General features: G+C 54.6%; 12 protein-coding genes and 3 rRNA genes. 11 read left to right on the forward strand and 4 right to left on the reverse strand.

The genetic code is table 11. The features are described 5' to 3' along the window. Positions 1-3: 3 nt before the first annotated feature. Positions 4-723, reverse strand: coding sequence for an arsenical resistance protein ArsH (gene arsH / locus IT895_RS06885; RefSeq protein ID WP_199285092.1), 720 nt, complete (start codon positions 721-723; stop codon positions 4-6). Between the two features lie 155 nt (positions 724-878). Between arsH and IT895_RS06890 the strand changes: the two genes are divergently transcribed. After that, entirely contained in the window at positions 879-1,292 is a 414-nt protein-coding gene (locus IT895_RS06890; protein WP_199285093.1) for an arsenate reductase ArsC, read from the forward strand. Between the two features lie 24 nt (positions 1,293-1,316). Further along, positions 1,317-3,014, forward strand: coding sequence for a methyl-accepting chemotaxis protein (locus IT895_RS06895; protein WP_199285094.1), 1,698 nt, complete (start codon positions 1,317-1,319; stop codon positions 3,012-3,014). A gap of 93 nt (positions 3,015-3,107) precedes the next feature. Here the strand turns inward: IT895_RS06895 and IT895_RS06900 are convergent, their stop codons facing one another. Continuing rightward, the gene (locus IT895_RS06900; protein WP_199285095.1) at positions 3,108-4,295 is read right to left on the reverse strand and encodes an acetyl-CoA C-acyltransferase; all 1,188 of its coding nucleotides are present in this window, start codon (positions 4,293-4,295) and stop codon (positions 3,108-3,110) included. 125 nt (positions 4,296-4,420) lie between these two features. Between IT895_RS06900 and IT895_RS06905 the strand changes: the two genes are divergently transcribed. From IT895_RS06905 to rlmM, 8 genes are all read left to right on the forward strand, one after another. Beyond that, positions 4,421-5,020, forward strand: a complete 600-nt coding sequence (locus IT895_RS06905) for a TetR/AcrR family transcriptional regulator (RefSeq protein WP_199285096.1) — start codon at positions 4,421-4,423, stop codon at positions 5,018-5,020. A 157-nt stretch (positions 5,021-5,177) separates the two neighbouring features. Continuing rightward, entirely contained in the window at positions 5,178-6,842 is a 1,665-nt protein-coding gene (locus IT895_RS06910; RefSeq protein ID WP_085917511.1) for an AMP-binding protein, read from the forward strand. A gap of 27 nt (positions 6,843-6,869) precedes the next feature. Then, complete coding sequence (locus IT895_RS06915; protein WP_199285097.1) at positions 6,870-7,637, forward strand: SDR family NAD(P)-dependent oxidoreductase; 768 nt, start codon at positions 6,870-6,872, stop codon at positions 7,635-7,637. 232 nt (positions 7,638-7,869) lie between these two features. After that, on the forward strand, positions 7,870-9,675 hold the full coding sequence (locus IT895_RS06920) for an acyl-CoA dehydrogenase C-terminal domain-containing protein (RefSeq protein WP_199285098.1): 1,806 nt from the start codon (positions 7,870-7,872) through the stop codon (positions 9,673-9,675). Between the two features lie 555 nt (positions 9,676-10,230). Then, positions 10,231-11,761, forward strand: a 16S ribosomal RNA gene (locus IT895_RS06925). Between the two features lie 295 nt (positions 11,762-12,056). Next, a 23S ribosomal RNA gene (locus IT895_RS06930) occupies positions 12,057-14,948 on the forward strand. Between the two features lie 148 nt (positions 14,949-15,096). Next, positions 15,097-15,212 (forward strand): 5S ribosomal RNA (rrf, locus tag IT895_RS06935). The 16S, 23S and 5S rRNA genes sit together here, the layout of an rRNA operon. A gap of 317 nt (positions 15,213-15,529) precedes the next feature. Further along, a complete protein-coding gene (gene rlmM / locus IT895_RS06940; protein WP_176243709.1) occupies positions 15,530-16,600 on the forward strand; it encodes a 23S rRNA (cytidine(2498)-2'-O)-methyltransferase RlmM in 1,071 nt (356 codons plus the stop codon). Between the two features lie 5 nt (positions 16,601-16,605). On the opposite strand, the gene IT895_RS06945 is transcribed toward rlmM, so the two are convergent. Beyond that, positions 16,606-16,893, reverse strand: coding sequence for an antibiotic biosynthesis monooxygenase family protein (locus tag IT895_RS06945; protein WP_066317450.1), 288 nt, complete (start codon positions 16,891-16,893; stop codon positions 16,606-16,608). Between the two features lie 28 nt (positions 16,894-16,921). Here IT895_RS06945 and tusA point away from each other — a divergent pair, with 28 nt between their 5' ends. After that, the gene (gene tusA, locus IT895_RS06950) at positions 16,922-17,173 is read left to right on the forward strand and encodes a sulfurtransferase TusA (RefSeq protein WP_199285099.1); all 252 of its coding nucleotides are present in this window, start codon (positions 16,922-16,924) and stop codon (positions 17,171-17,173) included. A gap of 44 nt (positions 17,174-17,217) precedes the next feature. On the opposite strand, the gene IT895_RS06955 is transcribed toward tusA, so the two are convergent. Beyond that, entirely contained in the window at positions 17,218-17,913 is a 696-nt protein-coding gene (locus IT895_RS06955; RefSeq protein ID WP_085919934.1) for a hypothetical protein, read from the reverse strand. Positions 17,914-18,009: the final 96 nt, after the last annotated feature.

Genomic DNA, 18,009 nt, shown 5'->3' on the forward strand with positions numbered 1-18,009 from the left:
TGATCAAATGGCCCGCTGGTTAACCCGCTTGGAGAGTTCTTCGGCGCTTTCCTTGCGCTCTGAATAACGGTCGGTGAGCAGCGAGCTGCGGTCCCGCACAAGTAGCGTAAACTTCACCAGTTCTTCCATGACATCCACGATGCGGTCGTAGAAAGGTGATGCTTTCATGCGGTCGTTATCGTCGAATTCCTTAAACGCTTTGGGCACTGATGATTGGTTGGGGATCGTCAGCATGCGCATCCAGCGGCCCAAAATACGCAGTTGGTTGACGGTGTTGAATGACTGGGAGCCGCCGCATACCTGCATTACCGCCAATGTCTTGCCCTGGGTTGGACGCACGCCACCTAACGCAAGCGGGATCCAGTCAATCTGCGCTTTCATGATCCCGGTCATCGCGCCGTGGCGTTCGGGAGAACACCACACCATGCCTTCTGACCATTGGGCCAATTGGCGCAGCTCTTCAACCTTGGGGTGGCTGGCATCTTCTGTATCCGGCAACGGCAACTCTCTAGGGTCAAAAATTCTTGTTTCAGCGCCCATGGCGTTGAGCAAGCGGGCGGCTTCTTCCGTTGCTAAACGGCTAAACGAACGTTCACGCAGGGAGCCATAAAGCAGCAGAATTTTCGGTGCTTGTATATTGCCTGCCGTTAAACCCAGTCGCTCTAGGTTGGGTATTTCAAAGAGGTTCGCGTCCAGATTGGGTAAATCGTCCAGCGTGGTCATATGAGCGGCTTCCTTTTTGATTCACGTCGAAACGCACTGTCTTCATAATATATGTTTTTCCATATATTTCTAGCGGCATCGTTATCGCTGCAACAATGCCGTCATGATTGCTGCGTAATGTGATGTTCAATCTTTAGATAAGAGGTTGTTTATTTATGTCCAAACGTCGTGTGTTATTTCTTTGCAACGCCAATTCTGCACGTTCATTGATGGGTGAGGTGCTGCTTCGTCATATGGCCGGTGACCGATTCGAGGCGTTCAGCGCGGGCACCGAGCCGGATGAACCTCATGCGCTGACCCTCGATGCCCTTAACAAGCAAGGACTTTCCACAGAAGGGTTGCACAGCAAGTCGCTTGATGCGTTTGAAAGCGAAGCCTTCGACTACGTGATTGTGCTTTGTGACAAGGATCTTCAGGCCTGTCGCGATTGGCAGGGGAAGGCCGGAGAGACTCTTTATTGGGATATCCGTGATCCCAGACTGATCAACAAGCCAGATGCTTATCAGCAGGCGCTGCAGGAAATTCGTCGTCGCTTGCAGTTGTGGCTGCCACTGCATACGTCTGAGTAAATCACAGTCAAAGGGAGGGGCGGGATGAAATGGCTCAATGCGTTAAGTGTTAAAGCAAGCTGGACGTTGGTGCTGGTAATGTTCAGCGGCCTGGTAGTCGTGATTGGCGGGCTTGGGTTGTTCGCCAATCATTTTGGTCGTGAGGCATTTACCTCGTTGCATCAACGCGACATGACACAGATAAGCCAACTCAACAGTGCTTACAATCAGCTATTGCGCGCACGTATCCAAATGAACCGGGCAGCGGAACTGATTCGGACGCCGTCGTTTGATCGCCCCGATCCCCTGATAGATGAGGCGGAGCAACTGCTTGCCTCGGCAGCAGAGGATTTTACCCGCTTCGAGGCAAGTCATTTTGATCAAGAACAGCAGGCGATCGTCGATCAGTTAGCATCTGACTTTCAATCATTTGTTAACAATAACCTCAGTCTGCAGATGATGATGCTTCAAGATCGCGATATAACGGGTTTCTTCTCGGGGGAGTCGCGAGTGGACGAAAGCAGTCAGCGCTTTATTGACAGTGCCGACGCATTCTTTGATGCCTCAGCGCAGCGCGGTAATGCGCTTTTTGCACGTTTCGAGGAAGTGTCATCACTACTCTTTTGGGGGGTGATCGCAGCGCTGGTCGCCTCGCTGATGGTCGTGTCAGTGGTCGTGTGGGGCGTCTTTAAAAATGTGCTTCGCCCTCTAAGAGCCATTACTAAGCATTTCCAGCGCATCGCCAAAGGTGATCTCTCTGTTCCGGTTGAGTCGCACGCAGATAACGAGATTGGTCAACTGTTCAGTGAGCTTGCCTATATGCAGCAATCACTGCGTACGACGGTGAATCGACTGACTGTAAGTAGCGAGCAGGTGCACAGTAATAGCCAGGAAATGACCGAACAGAACCAGCGTTTGGCGAGGCAGACAGATACTCAGGTGTCCGCCTTGCAACAGATGGCGGCGAGTCTGGAGCAATTGACCGCCACGGTGAATCAAAACGCGGAGAGCGCGTCGCATGTCAGTCAGTCAACTGCGGATGTGTCGCACAAGGCGCAGCAGGGTGATGAGGTGATCTCTCAGTTCATTATGACAATGGAAGCGATCAATCGTCACTCCGAAGAAATTCAAAGCATTATCAGAATGATTGAAAGTATTGCGTTTCAGACCAATATCCTCGCGCTTAATGCCTCGGTGGAAGCGGCCCGTGCCGGTGAGCATGGCCGTGGTTTTGCGGTCGTCGCCAACGAGGTACGTGCGTTGGCGACGCGCAGCGCCAATGCCGCTAGCGACATTCGGAAGCGTATCGAGGCATCCCGGGATAGTGTGGAACAAGGCAGTGAGCTTTCGCAGCAGGCGGGTGAACACACCAGATCTATCATGCAGGCGGCTCGTCATGTGGATACCTTGATGATCCAGATGGCCCATGCGTCGGAGGAGCAGCGGCGGGGTATAGAGGAGGTCAATCAGGCCGTCGTGCAGATCGACACGACTACCCAGGGAACCATGAGCCTGGTCAATCAGGCTGCCCATAGCGCGGAGGTGCTATCCCGCGAAGCATTGCAAATGCGGGAATATGCCGGTCAGTTCAGTGTCGATGGGGAGGTCGCAGACGAAGGTCATGACCGCACCAATGAAGAGGGCATCGAGTATCCCGAATGGGAGCAGCTTAGCCAAGATGGTAGTGCCACAGCCCGCCCCGGCAAGAAGGGCCCTGATGTTCGTTTGCTGGCCGCTTCATAGCAATACTCATGGCCTCGCTAAGTAGTCGAGTCGCCCTGGCTGAAAGGTTGCCAGGGCGTGAGTCAATATTGTTTTTACCCGGGGAATCGTTGGCTACTCCATCAACTCAACCGCGACGGCCGTGGCTTCGCCGCCGCCGATGCACAGGCTTGCAATACCACGCTTGCCGCCTTTGGTGCGCAGCGCGTGGATTAATGTCGCAATGATGCGTGAGCCGGTAGAGCCGATCGGGTGACCCTGGGCGCAGGCACCACCAAAGACATTGACCTTGTCGTGGGGGAGGCCCAAGTCATCCATTGCCATCAGGGTTACCACGGCAAAGGCTTCGTTGATTTCAAAGAGGTCAACGTCACTAACGTTCCAATCCAGCTTTTTCATCAACTTTTCAATCGCGCCCACGGGGGCGATCGTGAACTCGCTCGGGTGGCGTGAGTGGGTTGTGTGCCCCAGCATGCGCGCCATCGGTTTAAGACCGTACTGATCCGCCGCTGCCTGGCTGGCCAGGATAAGTGCCGATGCGCCGTCAGATATCGAGCTTGAGTTGGCAGCAGTAATGGTGCCCTCCTTGGCAAAGGCGGGGCGCAGTTGGCGGATTTTATCCAGTTTGGCCTGAAAGGGCTGCTCGTCATGTTCAACCAGAGCCTCGCCATGGCGCGAGGTAACGGTGACGGCGGCCATTTCGGCATCTAAATGCCCTGCATTGGTGGCAGCCATGGCGCGTTCGAGCGAGGCGATGGCGAAATCGTCAAGCCGCTCGCGGGTGTAGCCACGCTGAGACGCGACATCCTGCGCGAAGACGCCCATCAACTTGCCGGTCTCGGCATCTTCCAGGCCATCCAGGAACATGTGATCTTTCAGTTCCCCGTGACCTAACCGATAACCGCTGCGCGCCTTGGTGAGAACGTGGGGAGCGTTGGACATGGACTCCATGCCGCCAGCCAGGATGACATTGCCACTGCCTGCCTTGATCAGGTCGTGAGCCAGCATGGTGGCTTTCATTCCCGAGCCACACAGTTTGTTAATGGTGGTGGCGCCGTTGGCATCGGGGATGCCTGCCTGGCGCATGGCTTGCCGTGCCGGGCCCTGTTTAACGCCCGCCGGCAGTACACAGCCCATAATGCCTTCTTCGATCGTCGTGGGGTCGATACTGGCGCGCTCAATGGCGGCACGGATGGCAATCGCGCCCAGCTCGGTAGCACTCATGCTCGACAGGCTACCCATCATGCCGCCCATCGGGGTGCGTGTTGCCGACAGAAACACGATGTCTTTAGCGTTACTCATGGTGTTCTCCATAAAGGTTATTGTGATTATCTCACTGAGAGGTGCGCTATGCGTTGACCCGTTGTCGGTGCTGTGGTCTTCTCCGAGGTAACCAAGCAAGCGCTAGTGTGAACGACATGAATGTAATGAATGCATCTCCTCGTCGCAAGGAATTAACACGCCTCGCGGCTCAGCTCTTTGTTCAGGAAGGCTTCGACCGTACCACGGTGCGCATGCTGGCGCAGGAAATGGGTATCAAGTCCGGTAGCTTGTTCCACCATTTTAAAGATAAGCAGGAAATCCTGGCGGCTGTGATTGAAGAAGGCACTCACAATGCGCTGTTGATTGCGCGTCGTGCGCTCGATAGCTGCGAAGATCACCCCGAGGTGCGTCTTCGCGCAATGGCGCGAGCGCACCTCGAAACACTGTTTACCGATCGCAATGCCCACGTGGTGGCGTTGTTTGAGTGGCGACGGTTAACACCTGATGCCAGCGCTCATCTGAGCCATCTGCGTGATGCGTACGAAGCGCTGTGGGTGGCGGTGATCGATGATGCCTTGGCAGCAGGGCTGATTCATGGGGATCGCTTCCTGGTCTCACGCTTTGTACTGGGTGCTTTGAACTGGACGGTGCGCTGGTACGACCCGGATGGCCCTAGAACACCGGATGATCTGGCCGATGAACTGGTCGCAATGATCATGGCCCGTCAGGATGAACAGAGTGACTCTCTGGCTTTGCGCGACTAACGTATAACCAGTAAACGCCACGACTCGCTTGCGCTTCTTCGTGTTTGCTTTTAGCGTAGTTTTATTCAAAGGGTTCCGTTAACGTAAACTGATAAAAAACAATGCCGACGCCTGCGTAACCCGATGCTCACTACCAACAATACCCAAGAGAGCCATCATGACAGCGACATCACGCCCCAATTATTCGGATTACCTTGATTCGTTTTCCATCGGAGAAGTCATCGCCAAACTTGATGATCATCAGGACGGTCAGTTAAACGCCTTCGAAGCATGTTGTGGGCGCCATGTCCGTGCCGGCAGGGGCGAGGTGTTGGCTCTGGTGCAGGAGGACCTGGAAGGTGCGACGCACACGTTGAGCTACAAGGAACTCGACCAGCAGAGCGCTAAGCTGGCGGGCTGGTTTCAAGCTCAAGGACTCGGCGAGGGTGATCGCATTGCGTGTATGCTCCCCCGTTCGCTGGCGCTTTTGGTAGCTGTGGTGGCGACCTGGCGTATTGGCGCGGTTTACCAACCGTTGTTCACTGCCTTTGGACCCGATGCAGTGGATTATCGGTTGGGGCGGGCTGACTCCAGGCTTGTCATTACCGACCATGCAAACCGTTACAAGTTTGATGGTCTGGGCCAATGCCCACCCGTCTTGGCAGTCGGTGGGCCGACCCGAGAGCATTCTGACGACCATGATTGGCAAACAGCGTTGACGCATACGTCAATGAGCGGTGAGCCGCCCCGCCTGTCAGCGGATAAGCCTTTCCTGCAGATGTTTACTTCGGGGACGGTGGGCAAGCCAAAGGGCGTTGCCGTGCCGCTTTCCGGTATGACGGCATTCGCTCTCTACATGGAGTTGGCGGTTGACCTTCGCGAGGAGGATCGCTTCTGGAACATGGCGGACCCCGGCTGGGCGTACGGGCTTTACTATGCGATTGCAGGCCCGTTGCTTCTGGGGGTCACGACACACTTTTGCGAAGCAGGGTTCAGTGCCGAAGGAGCGCTTGAGTTCATGAAGCGCCACCGTATTACCAACTTTGCCGCAGCGCCAACGGCCTATCGGCTAATGAAGGCATCAGGCCTTTTCGATGACGCTCATCAAACGCTTGAGTTGCGTGCCGCCAGTTCAGCGGGTGAGCCCTTGAATACCGAAGTGGTTTCATGGGTGGAGGCATCGTTGGGCTGTTCGGTGATGGACCACTATGGACAAACCGAAACCGGGATGACGTGTAACAACCACCATGCCCTTGATCACCCCAAACATGTCGGTGGCATGGGAGTGCCCATGCCCGGGTACCGCCTGGCGATTCTGGATGCTGAGTACAATGAGTTGCCGCCCGGCGAGCCGGGGGTTCTGGCCGTGGATATTGAACAGTCGCCCGCGCACTTTTTTCAGGGTTATACCTGGCAGGAAAAAGATCCCTTTGTGCAGGGGTATTACCTGACTGGCGATGTAGTGATTCGCAACGAGGATGGGTCGTTTCAGTTTGCTGGCCGTGATGACGATATCATCACGACGTCCGGGTACCGTGTGGGCCCGACCGATGTCGAAAACAGCGTTATGGCACACCCCGCTGTGGCAGAGTCGGCAGCGGTTGGTCAGCCGGATGATATTCGGGGCGAAGTGATCAAGTCGTACATTGTGTTGCGTGACGGCTACGCGGCAAGCGAAGCCCTGGCGGATGAAATTCGTCAGCAGGTACGCGAGCGTTTGTCGGCCCATGCATTTCCCCGGGTCATCGAATTTGTCGACGAACTCCCCAAGACGCCAAGCGGCAAAATTCAGCGCTTCAAGTTACGCGCTCAAGCTGCAGAAGACGTCAACTTGAGCCAATAACGACTTTCATGACAGGGAAACACGACTATGCAGGTGAAGGATCATACATTTTTAATCACCGGCGCCGCTTCAGGTTTAGGGGCTGCGACAGCAGAGCGTCTCGTGGCTGCTGGTGCTCGAGTCGTCTTGTGCGACCTCAGCGACAGTGTCAAGTCCCATGCAGAGCAGTTGGGGGAAGACGCGCGCGCATGCCTGGCGGATATCACGTCTCAAGAACAGATGCAGCAGGCAGTTGATACCGCCGTAGCATTGGGCGGCGAACACGGGCTTTCGGGAGTCATTCACTGCGCAGGCGTTGTCAGTGTTGCCAAGCTGGTTGACCGCGAAGGCAATCCTGCTGACCTGGAAAGCTATACCAAAACGATCAATATCAATCTCGTCGGTACTTTCAATGTCATGCGCCTGGCGGCAGCCGCAATGGCCAAAAACACGCCGAATGAGACCGGCGAGCGTGGGGTAATCATCAATACGGCGTCCATAGCGGCATTTGATGGGCAGGTGGGGCAGTGTGCATACAGTGCCTCCAAAGCGGGTGTTGTGGGTATGAGCCTGCCTGCTGCCAGGGAGCTTTCGCGTCATGCCGTTCGCGTCATGGCCATTGCCCCCGGCGTGTTTGAAACTCCCATGATGAGTGAAATACCTGACGAAGCCGCCCAGACGCTGGCCGCCGCCGTTCCATTCCCTAAACGGTTGGGCAAGCCAGAAGAATTCGCCCAGTTGGCAGAGCAGATTATTACCAACTCGATGTTGAACGGCGAGGTGATCCGTTTGGACGGTGGTATTCGAATGCAGTAAATGTCCTATTCATCCGCTATTAGATAGCCTGCCGGTGTTCTCGTCGGCAGGCTTTATTTTTTTCTGAGGCATGACTGACACGTTGGGCGACCAAAGTGGTAGCGATTTGGACGGCTAAATTAAAACGACTGCTTGACTACTGGGCGGGCTCGCGCTAATTTTCAAACATGCGTTTGAAAGCCGTTTTCTGAAGATGCTCGTTGCTTTCAGCCCCCTGTTTAGGAGAAGTGCCATGCCCAGCTACCAGGCCCCCTTGCGTGACATGCGTTTCGTCATGGACGAAATGTTTGACTATCCCGCCCATTATGCCTCTCTGCCCAAAGGTGAGGACGCTTCTCCTGACGTGGTGAGCGCCATTCTGGAAGAGGGAGCGCGCTTTGCCCGTGACGTACTGCTGCCCATCAATCAAAGCGGCGATGCAGAAGGCTGCTTGCTGGAAGGCGGAGAAGTTAAAGCACCCAAAGGCTTTAAAGAGGCTTATCAGCAGTATGTAGAAGGTGGGTGGCCCAGTCTGGCTGCAGACCCCGAGCAAGGTGGCCAGGGGCTGCCGCCTTCATTGGCGATGATGCTGTCAGAAATGATTTGCGCAACTAACCTGGCGTGGGGGATGTACCCAGGGCTTTCCCATGGCGCAGCCGATGCGCTAAGGCACCATGGCACCGACGAGCAAAAAGCCACCTATCTCACCAAGTTGGTTGAGGGCGTTTGGACAGGAACCATGTGCCTGACCGAGCCGCATTGCGGTACTGATCTCGGTTTGATCAAGACGCGTGCGGTACCCGTTGCGGACAATGCGTACGCGATTACCGGCACTAAGATTTTTATCTCGGCGGGTGAGCACAACCTTGCCGAGAATATCGTGCATTTGGTGCTGGCAAAGCTGCCCGATGCGCCTGAAGGCTCCAAGGGCATTTCGCTGTTTGTTGTCCCCAAATTTCTGCCGAATGCAGAAGGCAATCCCGGCGAACGCAATGGCGTCACCTGTGGTTCGCTGGAGCACAAGATGGGTATTCATGGAAACGCTACCTGCGTGATGAACTTCGATGGCGCAACCGGTTACCTGGTGGGACCGCCCAACAAGGGGTTGGCGTGCATGTTCACCATGATGAATGCGGCACGTCTTGGGGTCGGGATTCAGGGGCTGGGTCTGATTGAAGCGAGTTTTCAGAACTCGCTGAGCTATGCTCGTGACCGTTTGCAGATGCGTGGCTTGTCCGGCAAACAGGCTCCCGAAAAGCCTGCTGACCCGATTATCGTCCATCCCGATGTGCGCCGCATGCTGCTAACGCAAAAAGCCTTTGCTGAAGGTGGCCGTATGCTGGTGCTTTATACCGCACAAATGCTCGATGTGGTGGAGCATGGTGAGCCGGGTGAAGACCGGGATCATGCTGAAACCCTGCTGGGCTTGCTAACACCTATTGTTAAAGCCTTCCTGACCGAAGTCGGTTTTGAAAGCACTAATGAGGGCGTACAGATCTACGGTGGTCATGGCTTCATCAAAGAGTGGGGAATGGAGCAACTGGTCCGTGATGCGCGAATTACCCGCCTCTATGAAGGCACGACCGGTATTCAGGCGCTCGACCTGCTGGGCCGTAAAGTGCTCATGAGCCAGGGTGAGTCGTTGAAGGTGTTTACCAAGGAAATTCACAAGTTCTGCAAGGCAGAAGCCGACAATGCCGACCTCAAAGAGTTTGTCGAGCCGCTTTCCAAGCTGAATGCCGAATGGGGCGAGCTGACCATGGGCGTTGGCATGAAAGCCATGCAGGACCGCGAAGAAGTTGGGGCGGCAAGCGTTGATTACCTCATGTATTCCGGCTATGTCACGCTCGCGTACCTGTTTGCTCGGGCTGCCAAGCAGGCGTCGTTGTCTCTGACGGGCGAAGAAAAGTCTTTCTATGCCGCGAAGTTGAACACTGCGCGTTTCTATTACCAGCGGTTGTTACCGCGCACCAAGGCGCACGCGCAAATGATCCAGTCGGGTGCGGGTAGCCTGATGGCAATGTCCAGTGAGGACTTTGGTCTGGGGTTTGAAATCTGATTAACGGTTAGCGCGGCCGCAGGCCGCGAACGGGCACTCTCTGGTCAGGCGTTCTGATCGGTGGTTTGCGGCAGGCCTGGTTCTTTGAATCAGACCTGTCGCTTTTTTTATTTTTAATACCTCTTGCCAACTCGTCAGCAAAGCCGTAAAGTACGCATCCGCTGCCGGGGACGCCAGGCGTTGCCAGCGGTGAATGAGGTGTAAAAACCTCGGTTTGTCAGTAGGTTAGGCAAATAGCAGGAAGGAGAGTTGAGTTAAACATTTCCTTCGCTTCTGCCAAACAGTCGTTGACAAACATTGGAAAGTGCGTAGAATACCCCTTCCTCGCTTAGCAGCGGCCACGTCAGGTTTTGAGGCCCGCAAACGAAACGCTCTTTAATAATGTGATCAGGTAATTCATGTGGGCGCTTGCCGATGAGGGTGATAAATCACCAATTATCAAGGCAAGCGACTCGTCCAAGGTCTTCGGATCTTGAGAGAACGTTTGAAAACCTTGAGCCAAGTTTGATCCGCTTTTGTTACTTTCGAGTGACAAGTAAGGATCACAATGATTGTAAACTGAAGAGTTTGATCATGGCTCAGATTGAACGCTGGCGGCAGGCCTAACACATGCAAGTCGAGCGGTAACAGGTCCAGCTTGCTGGATGCTGACGAGCGGCGGACGGGTGAGTAACGCATAGGAATCTACCCGGTAGTGGGGGATAACCTGGGGAAACTCAGGCTAATACCGCATACGTCCTACGGGAGAAAGGGGGCTTCGGCTCCCGCTATTGGATGAGCCTATGCCGGATTAGCTGGTTGGTGAGGTAATGGCTCACCAAGGCGACGATCCGTAGCTGGTCTGAGAGGATGATCAGCCACATCGGGACTGAGACACGGCCCGAACTCCTACGGGAGGCAGCAGTGGGGAATATTGGACAATGGGGGCAACCCTGATCCAGCCATGCCGCGTGTGTGAAGAAGGCCCTCGGGTTGTAAAGCACTTTCAGCGAGGAAGAACGCCTGTCGGTTAATACCCGGCAGGAAAGACATCACTCGCAGAAGAAGCACCGGCTAACTCCGTGCCAGCAGCCGCGGTAATACGGAGGGTGCAAGCGTTAATCGGAATTACTGGGCGTAAAGCGCGCGTAGGTGGCTTGATAAGCCGGTTGTGAAAGCCCCGGGCTCAACCTGGGAACGGCATCCGGAACTATTAGGCTAGAGTGCAGGAGAGGAAGGTAGAATTCCCGGTGTAGCGGTGAAATGCGTAGAGATCGGGAGGAATACCAGTGGCGAAGGCGGCCTTCTGGACTGACACTGACACTGAGGTGCGAAAGCGTGGTAGCAAACAGGATTAGATACCCTGGTAGTCCACGCCGTAAACGATGTCGACCAGCCGTTGGGTGCCTAGCGCACTTTGTGGCGAAGTTAACGCGATAAGTCGACCGCCTGGGGAGTACGGCCGCAAGGTTAAAACTCAAATGAATTGACGGGGGCCCGCACAAGCGGTGGAGCATGTGGTTTAATTCGATGCAACGCGAAGAACCTTACCTACCCTTGACATCCTGCGAACTTGTGAGAGATCACTTGGTGCCTTCGGGAGCGCAGAGACAGGTGCTGCATGGCTGTCGTCAGCTCGTGTTGTGAAATGTTGGGTTAAGTCCCGTAACGAGCGCAACCCTTGTCCCTATTTGCCAGCGATTCGGTCGGGAACTCTAGGGAGACTGCCGGTGACAAACCGGAGGAAGGTGGGGACGACGTCAAGTCATCATGGCCCTTACGGGTAGGGCTACACACGTGCTACAATGGCCGGTACAAAGGGCTGCGAGCTCGCGAGAGTCAGCGAATCCCTTAAAGCCGGTCTCAGTCCGGATCGGAGTCTGCAACTCGACTCCGTGAAGTCGGAATCGCTAGTAATCGTGCATCAGAATGGCACGGTGAATACGTTCCCGGGCCTTGTACACACCGCCCGTCACACCATGGGAGTGGACTGCACCAGAAGTGGTTAGCCTAACGTTGGAGGGCGATCACCACGGTGTGGTTCATGACTGGGGTGAAGTCGTAACAAGGTAGCCGTAGGGGAACCTGCGGCTGGATCACCTCCTTAAACGATGCATCATCCTCGCGGTAAGCGCTCACAATGAATTACCTGATCAGATAGCTGTCGATACGCAGTGATAAGCGTTTTCTTCACGTTAAAAAAGAGAAAAGACCTTTTTTTCCTTTTAATGTGAGCAAAGCATCCGCTTATCACTGCGCATAGCAGTCGCTCTTTAACAATGTATATCATGCTGACATGAACGTTTTTTTAAGACGTTTCATACGTAATTGTTTTGTGATACGTCTCAAGCGTATCCGGCAATCGTTATCATTGCGAGACACCAGACCCCTTCGGGTTATAGGGTCAAGCAATGAAGCGCACACGGTGGATGCCTAGGCAGCCAGAGGCGATGAAAGACGTGGAAGCCTGCGATAAGGCTCGGCGAGGTGGCAAACAACCTGTGACCCGGGCATTTCTGAATGGGGAAACCCACTCATCATCAGATGAGTATCCCCCACTGAATATATAGGTGGGGGAGGCGAACCAGGGGAACTGAAACATCTAAGTACCCTGAGGAAAAGAAATCAACCGAGATTCCCCCAGTAGCGGCGAGCGAACGGGGACCAGCCCTTAAGCATGAGACTGACTAGCCGAACACGTTGGGAAGCGTGGCCGTAGCGGGTGATAGCCCCGTAGTCGAAAGTCTGATCATGTGAAATCGAGTAGGTCGGGGCACGAGAAACCTTGACTGAAGACGGGGGGACCATCCTCCAAGGCTAAATACTCCTGGCTGACCGATAGTGAACCAGTACCGTGAGGGAAAGGCGAAAAGAACCCCGGAGAGGGGAGTGAAATAGATCCTGAAACCGTGTGCGTACAAGCAGTAGGAGCAGACTTGTTCTGTGACTGCGTACCTTTTGTATAATGGGTCAGCGACTTATATTCAGTGGCGAGGTTAACCGCATAGGGGAGCCGTAGGGAAACCGAGTCTTAACTGGGCGACACAGTCGCTGGATATAGACCCGAAACCGAGCGATCTATCCATGAGCAGGTTGAAGATTGAGTAACATCAATTGGAGGACCGAACCAGGATCTGTTGAAAAAGATTTGGATGACTTGTGGATCGGAGTGAAAGGCTAATCAAGCTCGGAGATAGCTGGTTCTCCTCGAAAGCTATTTAGGTAGCGCCTCACGTATCACCGCCGGGGGTAGAGCACTGTTTCGGCTAGGGGGTCATCCCGACTTACCAACCCGAGGCAAACTCCGAATACCGGTGAGTGCGAGCGTGGGAGACACACAGCGGGTGCTAACGTCCGTTGTGAAAAGGGAAACAACCCAGACCGTCAGCTAAGGTCCCGAAATCCTGGTTAAGTGGGAAACGATGTGGGAAGGCTCAGACAGCTAGGAGGTTGGCTTAGAAGCAGCCATCCTTTAAAGAAAGCGTAATAGCTCACTAGTCGAGTCGGCCTGCGCGGAAGATGTAACGGGGCTAAACCAGGTACCGAAGCTACGGGTTCACACTTAGGTGTGAGCGGTAGAGGAGCGTCGTGTACGCCGATGAAGGTGAATTGAGAAGTTCGCTGGAGGTATCACGAGTGCGAATGCTGACATGAGTAACGATAAAGGGAGTGAAAAACTCCCTCGCCGGAAGACCAAGGGTTTCTGTTCGACGCTAATCGGAGCAGAGTGAGTCGGCCCCTAAGGCGAGGCCGAAAGGCGTAGTCGATGGGAAACGGGTCAATATTCCCGTACCGGACATGATTGCGATGGGGGGACGAAGAAGGCTAGGTGAGCCAGGCGTTGGTAGTCCTGGTGAAAGTCGGTAGGCTGAGGGCTCAGGTAAATCCGGGCGCTCAAGGCCGAGAGACGAGACGAAGACACCACGGTGTTGAAGTCATCGATGCCACGCTTCCAGGAAAAGCCTCTAAGCTTCAGATCATGTGCGACCGTACCCCAAACCGACACAGGTGGTCAGGGTGAGAATCCCAAGGCGCTTGAGAGAACTCGGGTGAAGGAACTAGGCAAAATGGTGCCGTAACTTCGGGAGAAGGCACGCCGGCGTATTGTGAGAGCCCTCGCGGCTTCAGCGAGAACCGGTCGAAGATACCAGGTGGCTGCAACTGTTTAGTAAAAACACAGCACTCTGCTAACGCGTAAGCGGACGTATAGGGTGTGACGCCTGCCCGGTGCCGGAAGGTTAAGTGATGGTGTTAGCCGCAAGGCGAAGCTCTTGATCGAAGCCCCGGTAAACGGCGGCCGTAACTATAACGGTCCTAAGGTAGCGAAATTCCTTGTCGGGTAAGTTCCGACCTGCACGAATGGCGTAATGATGGCCACGCTGTCTCCACCCGAGACTCAGTGAAATTGAAATCGCCGTGAAGATGCGGTGTACCCGCGGCTAGACGGAAAGACCCCGTGAACCTTTACTATAGCTTCACACTGGACGCTGATGTTGCCTGTGTAGGATAGCTGGGAGGCTTAGAAACCCGGACGCCAGTTCGGGTGGAGCCAGCCTTGAAATACCAGCCTGGCATCATTGGCGTTCTCACTCAGGTCCGTTATCCGGATCGAGGACAGTGTGTGGTGGGTAGTTTGACTGGGGCGGTCTCCTCCCAAAGCGTAACGGAGGAGCACGAAGGTACCCTCAGCACGGTCGGACATCGTGCAATGAGTGCAAGAGCATAAGGGTGCTTGACTGCGAGACAGACACGTCGAGCAGGTGCGAAAGCAGGTTCTAGTGATCCGGTGGTTCTGTATGGAAGGGCCATCGCTCAACGGATAAAAGGTACTCCGGGGATAACAGGCTGATACCGCCCAAGAGTTCACATCGACGGCGGTGTTTGGCACCTCGATGTCGGCTCATCACATCCTGGGGCTGAAGTCGGTCCCAAGGGTATGGCTGTTCGCCATTTAAAGTGGTACGCGAGCTGGGTTTAGAACGTCGTGAGACAGTTCGGTCCCTATCTGCCGTGGGCGTTGGATGTTTGAGAAGGGCTGCTCCTAGTACGAGAGGACCGGAGTGGACGCACCTCTGGTGTTCCGGTTGTCACGCCAGTGGCATTGCCGGGTAGCTATGTGCGGACGGGATAACCGCTGAAAGCATCTAAGCGGGAAGCCCCCTTCAAGATGAGACATCCCTGAGGCCTAGAGCCTCCTGAAGGGCCCAGCGAGACCAGCTGGTTGATAGGCACGGTGTGGACGCGCTGCAAGGCGTTGAGCTAACGTGTACTAATGGCCCGTGAGGCTTGACCCTATAACACCCAAGGGGTCTGGTCGTGATGATAACGACGCGTGTGAAGACACGCAGAGAACCGGATACGCGTACTGAGCCAAGTGGTGATGACACAGGGCTTGGTAGGAGACGCACACAAAACACAGCATGATATGCATTTAAAGTTACGCCTGACGACCATAGCAAGCGTGAACCACCTGATCCCTTGCCGAACTCAGCAGTGAAACCGCTTCGCGCCGATGGTAGTGTGGGGTCTCCCCATGCGAGAGTAGGTCATCGTCAGGCACCTATACCGCAGAAAACCCAGCCAATCGGCTGGGTTTTTTGTTTAGGGGTCTCCCCATGGACCCGTTTGTCGGGAACAAACGGGAACCGCTTTAGCGGGCCCGAAGGGCGAGTCTCAGGATGAGACGAGTAAAGTAGCGGAGAGCCGCCCTGGTCATCGTCAGGCACCTATACCGCAGAAACCCCCGAGCATATTGTGCTCGGGGGTTTTTGTTATGGGGCAAACAAAATAAATCGAGCCTTATAAGTGCTATGATGCGCGTCGATGAAATCAACCAGCGGCGGATACCGTTTGTGATGGGTAAATTTGAGGTGAAGTGGTGAGTGAAACGGTACCTACGTCATGGTTAGTCTATTGCCGTCCTGGATTCGAGCATGATGCACTGTCAGAACTGCAGCATCACGCCGCCTTAAATGAGGTTAACTGTGTACCGTCCTATGGTGAAGGATGGGTAAGTTTAACCCGTTCCGATGGTGAGCCGATCAACGACCTGCATCGCCAGGCCGCGTTTAACAGGCTGATTTTCGCGCGGCAGAGCCTGGCGGCTCTACCGGCACTGGCGCTATCCCGTGATGACCGTTTGACGCCGATCTTGGAACAGATAAAAGCCAGCCGCTGGAGTTTTGAAGAGATCTGGCACGAAACGCCGGATACCAACGATGGTAAAGCGCTGGCGGGGCTGATCAAGGCGCTGACCAGGCCGCTGGAAAGCATGTTGAAAAAACGGGGGGCGTTAAGGCGGAAAGCCGGTGGGCGTCGGCTGCATATCTTCTGGACGGAGGGTGATCGTGTACAGCTGGGGATGAGCTTTCCCGGCAACAGAAGCGAGCTGATCAATGGTATTCGTCGTCTCCGCTCACCTTCACGTGCGCCCAGCCGTTCCACGCTAAAACTGGAAGAGGCGTGGCATGAGTTCATACCCCGTGAGGAATGGGATGCGCGTCTGGCGGATCATATGCAGGCGGCTGATTTGGGCGCGGCGCCAGGGGGGTGGACATGGCAGCTCGTTCAACGAGGTATGTACGTTTATGCTATTGATAATGGGCCCATGGATAAGCAGTTAATGGCGACAGGGCAAATTGATCACCTAAAGGAAGATGGTTTTACCTGGGAGCCCCCGCAGCGTCTGGACTGGCTGGTATGCGATATTGTTGATAAACCGGTACGTGTCTTGGCAATGGTAGAGCGATGGTTAACGCGAAAATGGTGCCGCGAAGCCATTTTTAACCTCAAGCTGCCAATGAAGAAGCGCTGGGAAGAGGTATCACGTTGCCTGGCGATGTTAGAAAACTCATTATCCCAGGCAAGCGTTTCGGCAGATATTGCGTGTCGTCATCTCTACCATGACCGTGAAGAAGTGACAGTGCACGTAAGACTGAAGCATTGACGTCATTAGTAACTGGCTTCATAAATTCGAATTGTTTCATCTTCTGTCAGAAGCGGTAGAATTTGCTGCATCGCGTTGGCTCGCGCTTCACTGTGGTGCCATTCATTCCAGGCACGCAGGTCGCGCCATTTGGTAATCATTAAACGACGGTCCGTGTGGCCAAGTTCAACAAGACTTTCGCCGCCGACAAAGCCGCGAGCGCCCAATGAAGCCCGCATGGCCTCGCGGGCGGCTTGTTCATACTCTTCTTCAAGGCCGGGCATAATACGCCGTTCAATGATGATTTTGATCATGGATTAAGTCTCAACTCCGAGGGTATCAATGTCTGAGATTATAAAGGATGTGCCACATCACGATGCGCTACTGGATACCAGTGGCCTTTATTGCCCTGAGCCGATTATGCTGATGCACAATAAAGTCCGCGACATGGCCTCTGGCGATGTATTGAAGGTCATTGCAACAGATCCAGCAACTACCCGCGATGTGCCCAAGTTCTGTCAATTTCTAGGCCATGAGCTATTGCAGCAAACTTCAGATTCTGACCAATATTGGTACTTTATACGCTTGGCATAGCCGATGTCTGGCCGCACGGGTTAGTTTGATAACCCGTGAGCCCCTTATTTCTGTGGCAAAACGACCATGGCCAGTGCGTCAAGGGTAGCGGGGTCTTCTTCCAGAATACGATTGGCAATATGGCGCTGAAAAAAGTAGACACTTTGATGCATCGACTTTGCGCTGTAAAGACAGTCATCCCCCAGCAAGATGGGTGTCATTTTTGCCCTATCTTCATCAGCAAGCAGTGCATCAACGCTACCGTCGCTATAAAGGCGCCAGCCGTAGACGGGCTTCATATGCCATGGGCTATTGGGCTGGTTCATGCATAACGCATGGGTGCCTAACGTATCGGGCAATTGCTGGATAAGAGTGATATCACCCGAGGGTTCGTATTCGAAATACTCCGCGGCGGAGGCAAGCTCATCGGCTTTGTGGTCTGGCGGGGAGGTGAAGATTTCTTCCGTTTCAGGGTCGCGATAGCCGATAAATCGGCCATCTTCATGGCGATGAAGTTCATGGCAATCGGTTAGCTGTTCCATCCACGGGACTAAACCGACGACATTGCCGTCTTCCCTGAGACCCCAGGCAAGCAGGGGCATCCCATAATAGCTGTCCGGATCCGACGCCAACTGATATACCATTTCCAACCCATCCAGCTCTGGCGCTAGACGCACAAGGGTCTTTTGCGCCAGTTGACGCTGACGTACAGAATCCAGGTCGATGACCTGGGCAGAGCGGGGTGACAGGGGTGCGCCCATAGAGTCCCTCCTTCGTACTGCGTGGCCACGACATTAGCAAACCAGACGTGTATCTGTTCGCCGCATACATCACCAATAGCACAGGTTGGCCTGAAG

This window comes from Halomonas sp. A40-4 (assembly GCF_015767635.1).
GTDB classification, from domain to species: Bacteria; Pseudomonadota; Gammaproteobacteria; order Pseudomonadales; family Halomonadaceae; genus Vreelandella; species Vreelandella janggokensis.